This is a genomic window from Anaerotignum sp. MSJ-24 (assembly GCF_018918145.1).
Classification (GTDB): domain Bacteria; phylum Bacillota; class Clostridia; order Lachnospirales; family Anaerotignaceae; genus Metalachnospira.
In genome coordinates, this window is sequence record NZ_JAHLPX010000002.1 from 17,972 (window position 1) to 35,502 (window position 17,531).

The following is a 17,531-nucleotide window of genomic DNA, read 5'->3' on the forward strand; positions in this document are numbered from 1 at the left end:
TTGCCCTGCTTACTGCGGTAAGCACCCAGCAGAGCTGCCCTTTGAAAATGGCACCCTGCACCCCGCCGAAACTTTCGTATTGCTCACTACCACCCGAAAAAGAACATTGCAAGATTGCGAAAGTCCCGCACCTTTGCAATGTTGCAACCTTAAAAGTTGCCTGCTTCTTTTTCATCGGGTAGTTCCCAATACCATTGACTGCCTTCCTTAACAGACCGCACCCTCAGCGTTTTCTTCGCTTCGTCAAGCACTCGTTTGGAGATACCCAAACGCTGTGCTTTCTGCAGCACGATTTGTTGCGGATACTTCCCATCGGAAAGGCAGTCAACGATGAGGCTTTCAGCCATATCGGATTTCTTCTCACGACTAACACCGCTGAGAAGATCGTCGATAGAAATATCATAATGACCGAGCCATCGAAACCCGTTTGCTTCGCTCAGTTCAAAGGCAATAGGTTTACCTTCCGGTGCAAGTGATGACTTTTGATGTGCTGCCACACGCACCTCCGGCTTGTCCTTTACTCTGCCGACCACAAGGACGCTTCGTGCCGTTGCTTGAAAGTCAATAGAGCCAAGACCTCTATAATTGGATTTATTACCCTGCGCCTTGTTCAAATGCCCTACAAGGATAATCGCACAGCGATATTTCTCTGCGATCCTGCCAAGTTGGGAGAGAATATTTCTGACTTCGTTCGCTCGGTTCATATCGACCTTAGCGCCGATATACGCCTGCATCGGATCCAAGATAATTACCCTTGCTCCCGTTTCAGCAATAGCCTTTTCTACACGCTCGTCAAGCATTGTAAGCGCCGCTTCGGATTCGTCTATCACCTTAATCTGTGAGCAGTCCGCATTGCCTGCAAGCAGGCGGGGCTTGATGGTATCACCAAGTCCATCCTCTGCGGTCTGATAGATGATTTTGATCGGCTCACGTGCGGTATCGTCGCAGGGAAGTTTTTCTCCCCTCGACAACAGCGCCGCCAACCGCAAAATCAAGGTTGTTTTACCTTCGCCGCCGTCACCGTGAATGATTGTCAGTTTCCCGTATGGGATATAGGGATACCACAACCATTCCACTTCCTCGACGGCAACCTCATCCATACTGATGATTTTAAGTTCTGCCATAGGCATTACCTCCTTTCAATTTTCATCAAAACTATTGAAATTGAAGGAGAAGTCGGTTATAATAAGGACAGTACATTTTTGAGAAGACTGTTCCGTATCTGCGCCAACAGATACATTGGGAACAGTCTTTTCGGTTTTATACGCCAACGCCGCCGTCTCCTTTCATTCCATATAAGGTGGTGTTTATCTGCTCAATGGTGTCGAGCAGTTCATCGGTTACGTTGCCGCCGCTTTCGATACGCTTCAGTTCTGAAAGAACAGCGGCAAGCTCATTGCGAAGTGCCTTATACACTCTCGGATTACCGACTACCGTTATCTCCTGCTGCAAGGAGCGAGAACAAAGGTAGTCTTGTTTAGTCAGTCCCGACAGCCTTACGTTCGTATCGAGCTGATCGGCTTCTTCGGGAGACATACGGAAAGCAACAGTTTTGCTTCTCCAACGGTTGTGACGGTCAAGATTTTTAGCAGACATTGGTTATATCCATCCTTTCATAATCTAATTTCTTTGCCATTTCCACTTGCTTTGATGGAAACAGATGTGCGTATCGGTAGGTTATCTCAATGCTTTCGTGTCCTACACGGTCAGCGATTGCCACCGCCGAAAATCCCATATCAATTAAAAGGGAAATATGGCTGTGTCTGAGATCGTGAATACGAATACGCTTTACCCCTGCGGCTTTTGAGCCACGCTCCATCTCTCTGCTCAAATAATGCTTTGAGATATTGAAAATGCGGTCTTTTTTGCCCACGCCGTAGAGCATACCGAGATAATCCTGCATTTCTTCACAAAGAAACTGCGGCATTTTAATGGTACGGTTGCTTTTCTTGGTTTTAGGTGTGGTAATCACATCCCGCCCTTTCAAACGCTGATAGGATTTGTTAATGGTAAGCGTACCTTTTACAAAATCGAAATCGGCAGAGGTTAATGCCAACAGTTCGCCTTCACGGATGCCGCACCAATATAAAACCTCAAAAGCATAGTAGGAAACGGGTTTGTCCATCATTTCATCCGCAAACTTTTTATACTCGTCTTTTGTCCAAAACTTCATTTCCTTGCGTTCCTCTGTGCCCATATTTCCGGCTTTGGAAGCGGGGTTGGAACGAAGGTCATAGTGTCTGACAGCGTGGTTAAAAATGGCGCTGAGTTGATTGTGGACGGTCTTGAGATAGGTCTGCGAATATGGCTTGCGGTTTTCGTCACGGTAGGCAAGCAGTTCATTCTGCCACGCCATAACATCCTTCGTGGTTATCTCGCTGATAATTCGCTTTGCAAAGTAAGGCATAATCTTGGTTTCCACGATATGCTCTTTGGTCAGCCAAGTGTTTTCTTTCAAGCGGGGCTTAATATCGTTTGCATAAAGCTCAAAGAAGGCTTCAAAGGTCATATCCATATCGGCGGCGTTCTGCTGCTGAAAGGTACGCTCCCATTCGACTGCTTCTTTTCTTGTTTCAAATCCTCGCTTGCATTTCTGCTTGCGTTCGCCCTTCCAATCTAAATATCGGGTAAGGACATACCAAGTGCCGTTGTCGCTCTTGTATACCGGCATTTATATCACCACCTTTCCATTGTGATAAAGTCTTTCGTAGAAATACTCTCGGTTGATACGCCCTGCGATTGTTATGAAGCCTTTAGCTTTTAACTCATCGTTCAACTGTCTTATGACCTTATAGGCGAATGAAGTTGAAACTTCGAGGACTTCCGCAACTTCTTCTACTCGCATAAATTTGTTTTCCATTCTGATCTTCCTTTCTTAATAGTAATTGTGATTTGTGCTGCCGTTCTGCCGTCACAAGTTCCTGCAGGCATTCCCACTTGTCGATGGGCGCTGTGCAGTCCCCTTACGGAGCGCTCACTTCCTTTCGGAAGGTCTTGGCGGTTTGTGCTTGATCGGACGGTCATTTAATTTTCTGCAAATACACTAACGGTATTTGTTTAACCATTATACCAAGCAAATTCCGTTAAGTCAAGAGGTTTGCAAGAAAATATTTAACTTTTTTGCTTTGGTTATCTTGACAACGCCCAAGCGTATATGCTATACTATGTTCACAGCACATAGATTGGAGAAGATAACTATGGCAATCGGTGAAAGAATACGTTTTTTGCGTAACCTAAAAGGTATGACTCAAAAGTGGCTCGGTATTGCTGTCGGTTTTCCCGAAAAGACCGCCGACATTCGTATGGCTCAATATGAGTCCGGCTCAAGAACACCCAAAGCAGATTTAACGCAATCGCTTGCACAAGTATTAGAGGTTTCGCCTTTGGCTTTGACCGTACCGGACATTGACAGCGAACTCGGTCTTATGCATACGCTTTTTACATTAGAGGATATTTACGGCTTCAAGATCGACAAGGTCGATGATGAAGTTTGTATCCGTCTTGACGGCAGAGTAGGTAGCAACGCTTCTATTCAGAAATACTTTGCTGCTTGGCAGAAGCAAGCTGAAAAGTACAGAAACGGCGAAATCTCCAAAGAGGAATATGACCGTTGGCGTTACAACTATCCTAAGTTCGATACCGAAAGCGGATGGGTTAAAGTCCCTTCACAAGAACTCAGCGATGCAATGGTCGAAGCATTCAAAGACCACTTAAAAGACAAATAAAGACGACAAAAAGCCCTTAACTGCGTTATCCACAGTTAAGGGCTTTCATCGTCTTATAATACGGTTACATTAGTCCCAATCCACGCATTGTTTATTCTGATAACCTGCAAACCATACGGGATATAGAATAAAGGGTGCTTCAAAGGGTGTTATCAAATTGTTATCAAAAGGGGTGGTCGAAGTCCGAAAAACCTTGATATTACTGGGTTTTTGAGCCTTCGTTAATTATTCCCACTCAATAGTTGCGGGCGGTTTACTTGTTATATCATAGCATACTCTATTTACATGCTTAACTTCATTAACAATTCTTACGCTTACTCTATCAAGCACATCATAAGGTATTCTTGCCCAATCGGCTGTCATAAAGTCAGTCGTTGTAACGCCTCTGAGTGCTATTGTATAGTCATATGTTCTGCCATCACCCATAACGCCTACCGAGCGAAGATCTGTGATTACTGCAAAATACTGGTTAATGCTTCTGTCAAGTCCCGCGTTCTTGATTTCTTCTCTGAAAATAGCATCTGCATCACGAAGAATTTCAAGCTTATCCTCTGTTACCTCGCCGATAACACGGATACCAAGTCCCGGACCTGGGAAAGGCTGTCTCCAAACGATATAATCGGGAAGTCCAAGCTCTGTACCCATCTGACGAACCTCGTCCTTGAAAAGAAGTCTTAAAGGCTCAATAAGCTCTTTGAAATCTACAACTGAAGGAAGACCGCCGACATTATGATGTGACTTTATAACAGCACTGTCACCAAGACCGCTTTCGATTACGTCCGGATAAATTGTTCCCTGTACAAGGAAATCAACCTTACCGATTTTCTTAGCCTCATCTTCAAACACACGGATGAATTCCTCACCGATGATTTTTCTCTTCTTTTCGGGATCCTTAACGCCTTTAAGCTTATCAAGGAATCTGTCCTTTGCATTTACTCTGACAAAGTTTGAATCAAAGAAACCGTCAAATACGTGCTCAACCTCATCGCCTTCATTCTTACGCATAAGACCGTGGTCAACAAATACACAAGTAAGCTGTTTACCGATTGCTTTACTTACAAGAGCGGCAACAACGCTTGAGTCAACTCCGCCTGAAAGTGCACAAAGAGCTTTACCGTCGCCAACCTTTTCTCTGATTGCCTTAATCTGCTCTTCAATGTAGTTTTTCATTACCCAATCGCCTGTACAGCCGCATACATCATAAAGGAAGTTTTTAAGCATAGTCCTTCCATTAGGTGTATGGTTTACTTCGGGATGGAACTGAACAGCATAGAAGTTTTTCTCAGGGCATTCCATTGCCGCTGTCGGGCATGTTGAAGATGTAGCTGTTACTTTAAAGCCTTCGGGAACCTGTGATACATAATCGGTATGGCTCATCCAGCATATTTCTTCTTTATTTACACCCTTGAAAAGCTTGCTTGCCGTATCAAGTGTAACCTCTGTTTTACCGTATTCGCTCTTTGAGTTTGCCGATGTAACAGTACCGCCGAGTGTATATGCCATAATCTGACAACCATAGCAGATTCCAAGCACAGGCACACCAAGTTCAAATACTTCTTTTGAAATATGAGGAGATTTTTCATCATAAACACTGTTAGGGCCACCTGTGAAAATAATTCCGACAGGATTTTTTTCTTTAATCTCATCGATAGACATTGTGTAAGGCTTTACCTCACAATATACATTACATTCACGGACTCTTCTTGCAATAAGCTGATTATACTGTCCGCCGAAGTCAAGTATAAGTACAAACTGATTTTTCATTATATATCCTCCAAATTAATACTCTACACTGTAATTAGGTGCCTCTTTTGTAATCTGGATGTCATGAGGATGGCTTTCTCTGAGACCTGCACTTGTCATTTTGATAAATCTGCCATTCTCTCTTAATTCGTCAATAGTTCTTGCTCCGCAGTAGCCCATACCTGAACGAAGACCGCCCATAAGCTGGTATACTGAATCCTCTACGCTGCCTTTATATGCAATACGTCCTTCAACGCCTTCGGGAACAAGTTTTTTAGCGTCTTCTTGGAAATATCTGTCCTTACTTCCACATTCCATAGCGGCAAGTGAACCCATTCCTCTGTATACTTTATATTTTCTTCCCTGGTAAAGTTCTGTTTCTCCCGGGCTTTCCTCACAACCTGCGAAGTAACTTCCGAGCATACATACATTTGCTCCGGCAGCAATAGCTTTAACAATATCTCCTGAATATTTGATACCGCCGTCGGCGATGATAGGAATATTGTATTCTTTGGCAACCTCTGCACAGTCAAGCACTGCTGTAAGCTGAGGAACACCAATACCTGCAACAACTCGTGTTGTACAAATAGAACCGGGTCCGATACCAACCTTAACGCAGTCTGCACCGGCTTCGATAAGCGCTCTTGTTGCTTCGCCTGTTGCTACGTTTCCGGCAATAAGCTGAACATCGGGATAAACTGTCTTAATCTTCTTAATAGTTTCGATAACACCTGCTGAATGGCCATGAGCGGTATCGATAACGATAACGTCTACATTAGCCTCGATAAGAGCTGCCATTCTGTTAAGAACATCGGCTGTTGCTCCTACTGCCGCACCGGCAAGAAGTCTGCCCTGTGCATCCTTTGCAGAATTAGGATATTTGATAGCCTTTTCAATATCCTTGATTGTTATAAGACCTTTAAGATAACCGTCCTTATCAACGATTGGAAGTTTTTCGATTTTATGCTTTGTAAGGATTTTCTTAGCATCAAGAAGTGTTGTTCCTACGGGTGCTGTTATAAGGTTATCCTTAGTCATTACGTCGGTAATTCTCTTATTATAGTTTGTTTCAAAACGCATATCACGGTTTGTAAGAATACCTTTAAGCTTACCATGCTCTGTAATAGGAACGCCTGATATACGGTATTTTTCCATAAGGGCAACTGCATCATATAAATAATGATCCTCCGAAAGATAAAAAGGATCTGTAATTACGCCGTTTTCGGAACGCTTAACCTTATCTACCTCTTCTGCCTGTCTTGCAATAGACATATTTTTATGGATAATTCCGATACCGCCCTGTCTTGCCATGGCAATTGCCATTTTTGAATCTGTTACGGTATCCATTCCGGCACTCATAATAGGTGCGTTAAGAGTGATTTTATTTGTAAGTCTTGTTGTAAGATCAACGTCTTTGGGAAGAACATTGCTCTTAGCAGGAATGAGAAGCACATCGTCAAATGTTAAGCCTTCTTTTACAATCTTATTCATAGCCGTTAGTCCCCTTCTTTATATATTTTTTGATTTGGCAGAGCATTTTTGCACATATTAATACAAATATCACATCACAGCCTTGCCGTTAATTTGATTAACAATTTTAACAAAAAAACAACCTCTTTGTCAACGAAAATACGACATCTTCCGACCGATTTGCGATTTTTGTAAAACTCGTATTTATTCTTTACATTAAATATGTTTTTAATGTGCAACTTTTCACTTGTGCCGTTATTTTTTTCTATTAATCAGCAAAAATCCTTCGGTATGGAAATCCGAAACCGAAGGATAATTTTTTAGTAATTAGGACCTGCCTTAACTACATTTTCAGGCATATGTGTATATTTTTTGAAGTTCTCATTGAACTTAGCCGAAAGAGCCTTTGCTGTCTTATCATAAGCCTCTTTATCTTCCCATGTGTTCTTAGGATTAAGAATTTCTTCCGGTACATTAGGGCATGTTTTGGGAATAAATACATTAAATATATCATCAAGAACATATTCAACCTTATCAAGATCGCCTTTAAGTGCCGCGGAAACCATAGCTCTTGTATATTTTAACTTAATTCTGCTGCCTGTGCCGTATGAACCGCCTGACCAGCCTGTATTGATAAGGAATACTCTGGCATTGTTTCTCTTAATTCTTTCTCCGAGCATTTCCGCATATACGCTTGGATCAAGAGGAAGGAAAGGAGCTCCGAAGCATGTTGAGAACGTTGTCTGAGGCTCTGTAATTCCTCTTTCTGTTCCGGCAAGCTTGCTTGTGTAGCCCGATACAAAATGGAACATGGCCATATCGTTATCAAGTCTTGAGATAGGCGGAAGTACACCGAAAGCATCAGCTGTAAGGAAAATAACAGTTGAAGGCTGTGCACCCTTTCCGCTCATTTCTGCATTGGGAATATATGATACCGGATAACCGGCTCTTGTATTTTCAGTAAGTGATTTATCGCTGAAATCCGGTGTACGTGTTTCGGGATCGATAATTACATTTTCAAGAAGTGTTCCGAACTTGATTGCTCTGAATATTTCAGGTTCATTTTCTTCAGTAAGGTCTATACATTTTGCATAACAGCCACCTTCGATATTGAATACACCGTCATCAGACCAGCCATGCTCGTCATCACCGATAAGCTTTCTTTCGGGATCTGCAGAAAGAGTTGTTTTTCCTGTTCCGGAAAGTCCGAAGAATACAACAGTATCGCCATCCTTACCAATGTTTGCCGAGCAGTGCATTGAAAGAACGCCGTTCTTAGGAAGAACATAGTTCATAACAGAGAATACGCTCTTTTTGATTTCTCCGCTGTACTGTGAACCGGCAATAAGCACTGTTTTTGCCTCATAGTCTATTGCAATGCAAGCCTCGCTGTTTGTTCCGTCAACTTCAGGAATACATTTGAATCCGGGAGCTGCGATGATTGTATAATCGGGAACAAAGTCCTCTAAATCCTCTGCCTCAGGCTCAACAAGGAGGTTCTGAATGAAAAGGTTCTGTGAAGCAAGCTCATTTATAATTCTGAATTTCTTTGAGTACTTTCTGTCTGCTCCGGCAAAACCGTCAAATACATAAAGCTCACGATTCTGAAGATAGGCGAGCATTTTACTCTTTATAAGGTCAAACTTTTCTTTTTCGATGGGACGGTTTACACTTCCCCATGCAATGTCATCATGTACTGCAGGTGTATCAACGATATATTTATCGTCAGGTGAACGACCTGTATATTTACCTGTGTTCACAACAAGAGCACCTGTGTCCGAAAGCACACCTTCTCCATGTTTCAATGCGATTTCAACAAGCTGGGGTGCAGTAAGATTACGGTATACAACACCGTTGCCGCCGATACCGAGCTCAATGGCATTTAATGTTTTCATTAAAATTTCCTCCTAATATAATCTATAAGTCGAAAACAGGTTTTCGACTTGTTTAAATTAAGGCATGAACGTCTATTCCATCGGCTTTTAAATAAAAGCCTTGAAACACGCCGTTCTCCTCGACGGAAGTGAATCCCGTCTATTGACCGCACAAGACAGTGCGGCGGCAAAGCCGCTTTTGCTTTTTCAAAGCAAAAGTCATGACAGTATGGATTCCACTCGGAAAACCGTTGACTGTGCAAGACAGCACAGTTGCGAAGCAACTTTCGTTTACGAAAGTCATGACTATTGTTTTCCGAACCTTTCCGCTTATAAGCCTTTAGCTCTTAAAAATTTATTTTAAAAACCTTTAACAGAAAACTTTCTAAACAAGTATATCATAAATTTTTCAGTCATTCCACCCATATTTTATCAATTGGAATAAACTTTTTACATTATTTTTACTGCTTTTTATTATACACCAATACTTTACCACAATAGTGAACAAAAAACACATTTTTCAAAAAAATTTTTTTACACTTTTTCAAAATTGTACAACAATTTAAACTTAATTCAGATTAAATTCACAAATTGCGACTATTATTGTTATTTTGTGTAAAGATTGTATTATATCATTTTCATAATAAGCAAATATACAAGTTTTAATTGTTTTACATTACATATGCTGATATAATTAAATAAAAATTAAAAGGGGGCTTACTATGCTTAAATTTACTAAAAAGGCAATGTCCGTTGTTGCTCCGGTTATCCTTTCCGCAGCCATGGTTTTTCCCGTTTCTGCGGCAGAGCAGAAAATTTCGGTTTACCTCAATAATGTTCCCATTGTGTTTGATACCGAACCGTCAATAAATGACGGAACTACATACGTACCTATGAGAGGAATATTTGAGGCTCTCGGTGCAGATGTAAAATGGAACGACAGCGAAAAAAGCATTACCGTCATAAACAACAGTGACACAATAAAGCTTTATGTCGGCAAAAACGACATTGTTATAAACGGCAAAAAATCCGCAAAATCGCCCTATCCCGTAATTTCCGACGGAAGGACTCTCGTACCGTTAAGAAGCATATCCGAGCTGCTGGGTGCTGATGTTGACTGGAATTCGGCAACAAGACGTATTGATATTTCAACCGAAGATAACATTAAATATAAATCAATCGAAGGTGAATGGGTAAACTGTGCATACAACCGTTACTACGGAATGACGATAACCGTAGTTAAAAGCGGTAACAGCTATAACGCAGTTATAAGTGGCATTTCTCCGGCAACAAAGCTTGACACCAAATATGTAACAGGTCACAATATAGTGAAAGACATAACCGGAAGCAAGGGCTCATATAAAGGAACAAGCTATGATAATGATAATAAAAAATCCGTAAATTCTTCTATACAGGTAAACGATAATTTTACGGAAATGGTTATTAATCCAAGCACAAAATATCAGTTCTATGATAATTATTTCAAATTCCGAAGATTATCACCTACTGACGATACAGTAAAAATGCAGAAGCTTGCCGACAACATAAATGTTCCTTCTCCTGCAACAAAAAGCGTTTATTTCGGAAAAGAACGCTACAAAACAATGGACGAGCTGAACAAAATAATCGATGATTTTGTTACGGCTAAATTCAGATATAACGAAGCAATGGCCGAACGTGACAGAATTACGTCTGTTATAAAAACAGACAAGCTTAATGCGGATTCAATCAGAAAAAAGCTTAACTCGCCGACAACACCAAAATATCAGATAGAAACCTATACAAAACAGCTTGCAGAGCTTGAATCTGCAATTGCCAAAAACGAGAGACTTCTCAGTGAGCAAGAGAAAATCGTTGAAAAATCAAGAATAGATTACGACAACAAGGAAGAAATTTACACCGCTACCAAAAAGGCTGTTGGTGGAGAAATAAAATAATTTTCAAAATATGCAAGGAGCTGACATCAATGACATCAACAGATATACTTTTAAAAATGATTGACTTTTCAGACGGAAATCTTCACGACATAGCACACTTTATGAAGGTGCATGGTTATGCACAGGCAATAGCCAAAGCCGAAGGACTTGACAAAGATACCGTTGAACTTATCGAGGTTGCCGCATTGGTTCATGACATAGCCTGTCCGCTCTGCCGTCTTAAATACGGCAACACAAACGGAAAATATCAGGAGCTTGAAGGCATTGAGCTGACAAAGGAATTTCTTAAGGACACCGGCTATTCGGACAAATTCATAGAAAGAGTTGCCTATCTTGTAGGTCATCACCATACATTAAACGCAATAGACGGCATTGATTACCAGATACTTATTGAGGCCGATTATCTTGTAAATGCCGACGAAAGTAAGTATTCAAAAGAAAATATCGCTAATATGGCAGAGAGATATTTCAAGACAAAAACAGGTCTTGCCATGCTGAAATCAATTTATAAGCTTTAAACACAAAACGGACACCAATTCATTTAGAAAAGATGTCCGTTTATTTATGTTATGCCATTATGCGGCCGTTGTTTTTGTGCTTTCTGTTGCACTTTCTGCATATGTTACATTTGTAAAGTTTCTTGTCTCTCTCGTAAAAACAAAGTCTGAGCTTTCCTCTTCAGCTGAATTATTCATACCCATATGGTCTCCGAAGCCGCCTTCCGGCTTTTCCTTAGGCTCTCCGTTTCCTTCCGGTTTTTCGGGAGGTGTTGTCTGAGAGTTGTCCGTATTAGGTTCATTTTCCGGTTTTTCAGGAGGTGTCTTGGAGCTGTCTGAAGAACCTTCTGAATTATTAGTGTTTTCCGGCTTTTCCGGTGGTGTAGGCTGTGTTCCGTCTGAATTTGGTGAATTTTTAGGCATTTCTCCATTGTTATCCGATCTTGCAGGCGGTTCTCCGTTCATTCCGCCCTTTAATTCTCCACCATGCTTAAGCTGTGTTCCGTCCGTATATGATGTTATGCTTGTATAAAGTCCGTCCTCCTCTGTTCCTTCAATGCTTCCGCCTATATAAACATGGTATGTTCCTTCCGCAAGCTTCGGTGTACTGAATACTATATATGTATAATCATAAGGGAAATCATATGCAAATACAGGATTGTCGTTTTCATCTGTCACAACTATTGTATCATCGGTATCTTCCGCAAACTGCATAAACATAAAGAGCTGTTCAGAATCATTTTCAATTTCATCATACATTTCGCCTGCACCTACAACTGTACCGCCGTTTATATATGTTCCCATATCGGAATCAATTCCGCCGTCCATTGAATTGGGATTTGCAAGAGAAATAACAGTACCGCCGTTTATTACAATCCAGCCGTTTGAGTCAATGCCGTCGCCTTCTGCTCCGTTTCCGGCAAAGATATAAAGATAACCGCCGTTTATCGTTGTTACGCTTACTCCGTCCTCATTTGTATTGATACCGTCATCAGCAGAATTTATATGTATAATTCCACCGTTAATAGTAAGGTGAAGCTCACTGTCAAGGCCTTCGTTATCGGCTGTTATGTTAAGTCTGCCTGTTCCGAGTGTTCCTCCGTCAATATTCATTGACATTTTAGAATAGAAAGCCCCGTCAAATTTATATTTTTTATCAGTTGTTCCATCCTTATAGATTTTTGCCACATGCGAGCCTGTTATGTTGTTTACAGTTCCGTCTGCTATTATTACATTTGCTCCTGCCGCTGATGTATCAACATCGCTTGTTGCGGTTTCCGTATCACCAGAACCGCATTCATACACATTATAGAATATTACAGCCGGTGCAACCGAGCAGTTAATATCAACACCGTCAAGCACAAGCGTTACAACCGCATTTGGATCGTCCTCTGCATCTTCGCCAAGGTCACTGGCAAGCTGTCCGTTTGAAAGCGTTCCTTTTATTTCATATGTGCCCGGCTCTGTTATTGTAACCACCGTATTTGCGGCAGCCTCCTCTGCCGAATGCTTTTCGGCCTCCGTTCCTGCACCGTAGCTTTCGTCTGTTCCGTCCTCATAATAAATTATGTCTGCACCGGTATAGACTGCCGAACTGCTGTCTGTCGATGCTTTCTCTCCGTCAACAAGTATTTCGCTGTCGCTCAGCTCAATTACCGAATCGGCCTTTATGTCCTCAGTCATTGCCGATGAAGCCGGCACACAAGCCGTTGTCATAAGAGAAACCGTTCCCAGTGCAACTATTTTATTCAAAATTTTTGTTCTCATTTACATCATCCTTTCGTTTATTTTTTATTACGGATATTATTCTAATATAAAAGTTATTTAGAAACCATTTAACAGAATTAAAATATAAATTAGAATAACTTTAAACCGTTCTAATTTAGAATTGTTGTATATAAACATATTCAGACAATATATTTCTAAAACTTTTTTTGAATGCCTAACTTTTTTTCTGAAAAACTCTTGATTTTCATTCTCCGTATGTTATTATTGTAATATAAAAATATGAGAGGATTGAGGCATTTATGGATAAAAAGATGCTCGATTTCCTTACCCGGCTCAGTCATGGTCTTGCCGCACAGTTCGGTGAGAACTGCGAAATTGTTATACATGACATCAATCCGCACGACGGAAGCTTAAGCAGTATCGCCGCCATCGAAAACGGACAGATTTCCGGCAGAAAGCTCGGTGACGGTCCTTCACAGGCTGTACTTGATGCCATTATGGGTGAGGACAGAGCTGAAGATCATATTTCTTATCTTACCCATACCGAAGACGGAAAAATTCTCCGTTCTACCACAATCTATATCAGAAATGATGAAGATAAAATCGAAGGCGTATTTGCCATAAATTATGATATTACATATCTTGCCATGGCAGAAAACGTAATACGCTCTTTCACCGGAACGGTAGATACAAAAACCGAAACACCGAAAATTGCCGCCAATGTGGAGGAACTGCTCGATGAGCTTATCAAGCAGTCCGTTATACAGGTTGGAAAGCCTGTTGCTCTTATGAGTAAAGACGACAAAATAAAGGCAATCAATTTCCTTAATGATTCCGGAGCCTTTCTTATTACAAAATCCGGAGATAAGGTTGCCAGCTATTTCGGTATTTCAAAATTCACTTTATATAATTACATTGACATCGGAAAGAAAAAAGATAAACAGGAGGACTGAAACTATGGATTACGCAAAAATCAACGAAGCAGCAAAGGCTTATCTTCCGCAGATGACTAAATTTTTAAGAGATCTTATTGCTATTCCCGGCGAAAGCTGCGGCGAAGAAGGCGTTATCAAACGTATCGAGGCTGAAATGAAGGAAGTAGGCTTTGATAAGGTTGTTATCGATCCTATGGGAAACGTAATGGGTTACATGGGAAAAGGCGAAAAAATCATTGCTTTTGACGCTCATATCGATACAGTAGGCATCGGCGAAATCATCAACTGGACATTCGATCCTTACGAAGGCTATGAAACAGACGAAGAAATCGGCGGCCGTGGTGCATCTGACCAGCTCGGCGGTATCGTAAGCTCTGTTTACGGTGCTAAAATAATGAAGGATTTAGGTCTTATTCCCGATGATGTTACAGTTCTCGTTACAGGTACTGTTCAGGAGGAAGACTGCGACGGTCTTTGCTGGCAGTATATTATAAATGAAGATAAGGTTAAACCTGAATTTGTAGTTATAACGGAGCCGACTGACAACAAGATTTACAGAGGCCACAGAGGACGTATGGAAATCCGTGTACAGGTTGAAGGCATAAGCTGTCACGGTTCTGCTCCCGAAAGAGGCGACAACGCAATCTACAAGATGAGCGAAATCATTCAGGAAGTAAGAGATCTTAATGACAAGCTTCATTATGATGAATTTCTCGGAAAAGGCACTCTTGCCGTTTCACAGATTTTCTTCAACTCTCCTTCACGCTGTGCAGTTGCCGATATGTGTGCTATCTCAATCGACAGACGACTTACAGACGGCGAAACATACTTAACAGCTCTTGATGAAATCAAGGCACTTCCTTCAGTTAAGAAATACAATGCAGAGGTCACAATGTATGACTATGCACGTCCCAGCTGGAAAGGTCTTACATATCCGACAGAGGCATTCTTCCCTACTTGGGTTATTCCCGAAGACCACCCTGCATGCAAGGCTCTTGTTGCATCGCACAAGGCTCTTATCGGCGAACCCGTTGTTGACAAATGGACGTTCTCAACAAACGGTGTATCAATAATGGGACGTTACGGCATTCCCTGCATAGGCTTTGGCCCCGGCAGAGAGGCACAGGCCCATGCTCCCAACGAAAGAACATGGAAACAGGATTTAATCAACTGTGCGGCAGTTTATGCGGCTGTACCTATGCTCTACAACAAATAATCTAAGGCTGAACATAAATAGGAGGACAACATCAATGGATAACTTCAACGAATATATTGAAAAGCTTGAAAAACTTGAATACAGAAATATGTATAAAAATGACTTTTTCCTTACATGGGAAAAGACAGATGAGGAACTTGAGGCTGTTTTCACAGTTGCAGATGCACTCAGAAATCTCAGAAAACAGAACAAATCAACAAAGATTTTTGACAGCGGTCTTGGTATCTCAATATTCAGAGATAATTCAACAAGAACACGTTTTTCATATGCTTCAGCCTGCAACCTTCTCGGTCTTGAGGTGCAAGACCTTGATGAAAGCAAATCACAGATTGCTCATGGCGAAACATTAAGAGAAACAGCAAACATGGTTTCATTTATGGCTGACACGGTTGGTATTCGTGATGATATGTACATCGGCAAGGGTAACAAATATATGCACGACTTTGCTGACGCCGTTGACGAAGGCTACAAAGCCGGAATTCTCGAACAGCGCCCCACTCTTGTAAACCTTCAGTGTGATATTGACCACCCTACACAGGTAATGGCAGATACTCTTCACATTATCCATGAGTTTGGCGGAGTTGAAAACCTCAAGGGCAAAAAAGTTGCCATGACTTGGGCATATTCACCTTCATACGGCAAGCCTCTTTCAGTTCCCCAGGGTGTTATCGGTCTTATGACACGTTTCGGCATGGACGTTGTTCTTGCTCATCCCGAAGGCTACGAGGTTATGGACAATGTTATGGAAGTTGCAAAAGAAAACGCTGAAAAGAGCGGTGGTTCTTTCAGAGTAACAAACAGCATGGAAGATGCTTTCAAGGATGCCGACATCGTATATCCTAAGAGCTGGGCTCCTTTCAAAGCTATGGAAGAAAGAACAGAGCTTTTCGGAAACGGAGATATGGAAGGTATTAAGGAGCTTGAGGCACGTCTTCTTGCACAGAACGCTGAGCACAAGGATTGGGAATGTACAGAAGAAATGATGAAGCTTACAAAGGACGGCAAGGCATTATATCTTCATTGTCTCCCTGCCGACATCACAGGAGTAAGCTGTGAAGCCGGAGAAGTTGCCGCTTCTGTATTCGACAGATATCGTGAGCCACTTTACAAAGAGGCAAGCTTTAAGCCTTATATCATTGCAGCTATGATTTTCCTTGCAAAGGTTAAAGATCCCGTTGCAATGCTCAAAAAGCTTAACGAAGGCGACGAGAGATTAAAGCATTAAGTCGAAAACAGCTTCTCGACTTGTTCACTAAATTTTACTAAAATATTTGAAAGTCAACAATGGGGTTGTTTACACAACCCTTTTGTCAATTAAAGATTTTTCAACATATATAGATTGGGGGCTATTTTATGAAGGTTGTAATTGCACTCGGTGGCAATGCTCTTGGTGATACGCTGCCGGAACAGATGGTAAATGTAAAAAAAACAGTTAAAGTTATTGCTGATTTAATAGAAGACGGAAACACCGTAATACTTTCACACGGAAACGGCCCACAGGTCGGCATGATTAATATTGCCATGGGCGAGCTCCACAAGGCACAGCCAGACCTTCCGGTTATTCCCATGTCGGTCTGCGATGCCATGAGTCAGGGCTATATCGGATATGACTTACAGAATGCACTTCGTGAAGAGCTTTTGGACAGAGGCATTCACAAAGGCGTATGTACACTGATAACACAGGTTGTTGTTGACAAGGACGATCCGGCTTTTCTCTCCCCTACTAAGCCTATCGGACGTTTCATGGACAAAGCGGAGGCTGATGAGCTTATAAAGCTCGGCTACACTGTTATGGAAGATGCCGGCAGAGGTTACAGACGAACAATAGCATCGCCCAAACCCGTCGAGATCGTTGAGCTTGATGTAATAAAATCACTTGTAGACAACGGAAATGTTGTAATTGCGGCAGGCGGTGGCGGTATTCCGGTTGTTCATGCAAAAGGCAACCATTTACGCGGTGTCGGCGCAGTCATAGATAAAGACTTTGCAAGCTGTCTAATGGCTAAAAATCTTGATGCAGACTGCCTTGTAATACTTACTGCGGTTGAAACAGTAGCAATCAATTTCGGCAAACCGAATGAAAAAGAGCTTTATAATGTAACCGTTGACGAAATGAATAAATATATTGAGGAAGGACATTTTGCCGCAGGCTCAATGCTCCCCAAAGTTCAGGCTGCTATCGATTTTGCATCATCAAAGCCTGGCAGAACCGCACTTATCACTCACCTTAACAAAGCAAGGGACGGTATCAACGGAAAAACTGGCACAAGAATAATTAAATAAACAAGTTTAATGCACCACTTATCTGTTTTATAAGTTTCAGGTAAGTGGTTTTCTTTTTTATAGCTGTTATTTTGACAACTATATACAAATCTACATTGAAATAATACAATTTCCACTATATAA

Annotated in this window: 16 protein-coding genes; 7 read left to right on the forward strand and 9 right to left on the reverse strand. The window is 41.5% G+C overall.

All coding sequences use genetic code 11. The features are described from left to right. Positions 1-149: 149 nt before the first annotated feature. Genes KQI66_RS01825 through KQI66_RS01840 form a run of 5 tightly spaced genes read right to left on the reverse strand, consistent with a single transcriptional unit; the run spans position 150 to position 2,860 of the window. Positions 150-1,124: an AAA family ATPase gene (locus KQI66_RS01825; RefSeq protein ID WP_209346223.1), complete on the reverse strand. Its 975-nt coding sequence runs from the start codon at positions 1,122-1,124 to the stop codon at positions 150-152. Between the two features lie 15 nt (positions 1,125-1,139). Next, positions 1,140-1,271, reverse strand: a complete 132-nt coding sequence (locus tag KQI66_RS11380; protein ID WP_256441562.1) for a hypothetical protein — start codon at positions 1,269-1,271, stop codon at positions 1,140-1,142. Next, on the reverse strand, positions 1,261-1,596 hold the full coding sequence (locus KQI66_RS01830) for a plasmid mobilization protein (RefSeq protein WP_178418499.1): 336 nt from the start codon (positions 1,594-1,596) through the stop codon (positions 1,261-1,263). The genes KQI66_RS11380 and KQI66_RS01830 overlap by 11 nt, the downstream gene beginning before the upstream one ends. Further along, the gene (locus KQI66_RS01835) at positions 1,586-2,671 is read right to left on the reverse strand and encodes a site-specific integrase (protein WP_216427008.1); all 1,086 of its coding nucleotides are present in this window, start codon (positions 2,669-2,671) and stop codon (positions 1,586-1,588) included. The genes KQI66_RS01830 and KQI66_RS01835 overlap by 11 nt, the downstream gene beginning before the upstream one ends. Beyond that, complete coding sequence (locus KQI66_RS01840; protein ID WP_022236794.1) at positions 2,672-2,860, reverse strand: hypothetical protein; 189 nt, start codon at positions 2,858-2,860, stop codon at positions 2,672-2,674. Between the two features lie 337 nt (positions 2,861-3,197). On the opposite strand from KQI66_RS01840, the gene KQI66_RS01845 reads away from it, so the two are divergent. Further along, positions 3,198-3,725 carry a helix-turn-helix domain-containing protein gene (locus tag KQI66_RS01845; RefSeq protein ID WP_178418497.1) on the forward strand — a complete coding sequence of 176 codons (528 nt, stop codon included), beginning with the start codon at positions 3,198-3,200 and terminating at the stop codon, positions 3,723-3,725. Between the two features lie 225 nt (positions 3,726-3,950). Here the strand turns inward: KQI66_RS01845 and guaA are convergent, their stop codons facing one another. The 3 genes from guaA to pckA all read right to left on the reverse strand — a co-directional run bounded on the left by guaA (position 3,951) and on the right by pckA (position 8,833). Next, positions 3,951-5,489: a glutamine-hydrolyzing GMP synthase gene (gene guaA, locus KQI66_RS01850; protein WP_216427009.1), complete on the reverse strand. Its 1,539-nt coding sequence runs from the start codon at positions 5,487-5,489 to the stop codon at positions 3,951-3,953. 15 nt (positions 5,490-5,504) lie between these two features. Beyond that, a complete protein-coding gene (gene guaB, locus KQI66_RS01855; RefSeq protein WP_216427010.1) occupies positions 5,505-6,959 on the reverse strand; it encodes an IMP dehydrogenase in 1,455 nt (484 codons plus the stop codon). A 299-nt stretch (positions 6,960-7,258) separates the two neighbouring features. Continuing rightward, positions 7,259-8,833 (reverse strand): phosphoenolpyruvate carboxykinase (ATP), encoded by a 1,575-nt coding sequence (gene pckA / locus KQI66_RS01860; protein WP_216427011.1) that lies wholly within the window; start codon positions 8,831-8,833, stop codon positions 7,259-7,261. Between the two features lie 701 nt (positions 8,834-9,534). Here pckA and KQI66_RS01865 point away from each other — a divergent pair. Then, a complete protein-coding gene (locus tag KQI66_RS01865) occupies positions 9,535-10,749 on the forward strand; it encodes a copper amine oxidase N-terminal domain-containing protein (RefSeq protein WP_216427012.1) in 1,215 nt (404 codons plus the stop codon). 29 nt (positions 10,750-10,778) lie between these two features. Beyond that, positions 10,779-11,267, forward strand: a complete 489-nt coding sequence (locus KQI66_RS01870) for an HD domain-containing protein (RefSeq protein WP_216427013.1) — start codon at positions 10,779-10,781, stop codon at positions 11,265-11,267. Between the two features lie 57 nt (positions 11,268-11,324). Here KQI66_RS01870 and KQI66_RS01875 read toward each other — a convergent pair whose 3' ends face one another. Further along, a complete protein-coding gene (locus KQI66_RS01875) occupies positions 11,325-13,013 on the reverse strand; it encodes a carbohydrate-binding domain-containing protein (RefSeq protein ID WP_216427014.1) in 1,689 nt (562 codons plus the stop codon). Between the two features lie 260 nt (positions 13,014-13,273). Here KQI66_RS01875 and KQI66_RS01880 point away from each other — a divergent pair, with 260 nt between their 5' ends. From KQI66_RS01880 to arcC, 4 genes are all read left to right on the forward strand, one after another. Next, positions 13,274-13,927, forward strand: coding sequence for a helix-turn-helix transcriptional regulator (locus tag KQI66_RS01880; RefSeq protein WP_216427015.1), 654 nt, complete (start codon positions 13,274-13,276; stop codon positions 13,925-13,927). 4 nt (positions 13,928-13,931) lie between these two features. After that, a complete protein-coding gene (locus KQI66_RS01885) occupies positions 13,932-15,125 on the forward strand; it encodes a YgeY family selenium metabolism-linked hydrolase (RefSeq protein ID WP_216427016.1) in 1,194 nt (397 codons plus the stop codon). Between the two features lie 34 nt (positions 15,126-15,159). Continuing rightward, positions 15,160-16,350, forward strand: coding sequence for a knotted carbamoyltransferase YgeW (gene ygeW / locus KQI66_RS01890; RefSeq protein WP_216427017.1), 1,191 nt, complete (start codon positions 15,160-15,162; stop codon positions 16,348-16,350). Positions 16,351-16,478: 128 nt separating this feature from the next. Further along, a complete protein-coding gene (gene arcC / locus KQI66_RS01895) occupies positions 16,479-17,408 on the forward strand; it encodes a carbamate kinase (protein ID WP_216427018.1) in 930 nt (309 codons plus the stop codon). Positions 17,409-17,531: the final 123 nt, after the last annotated feature.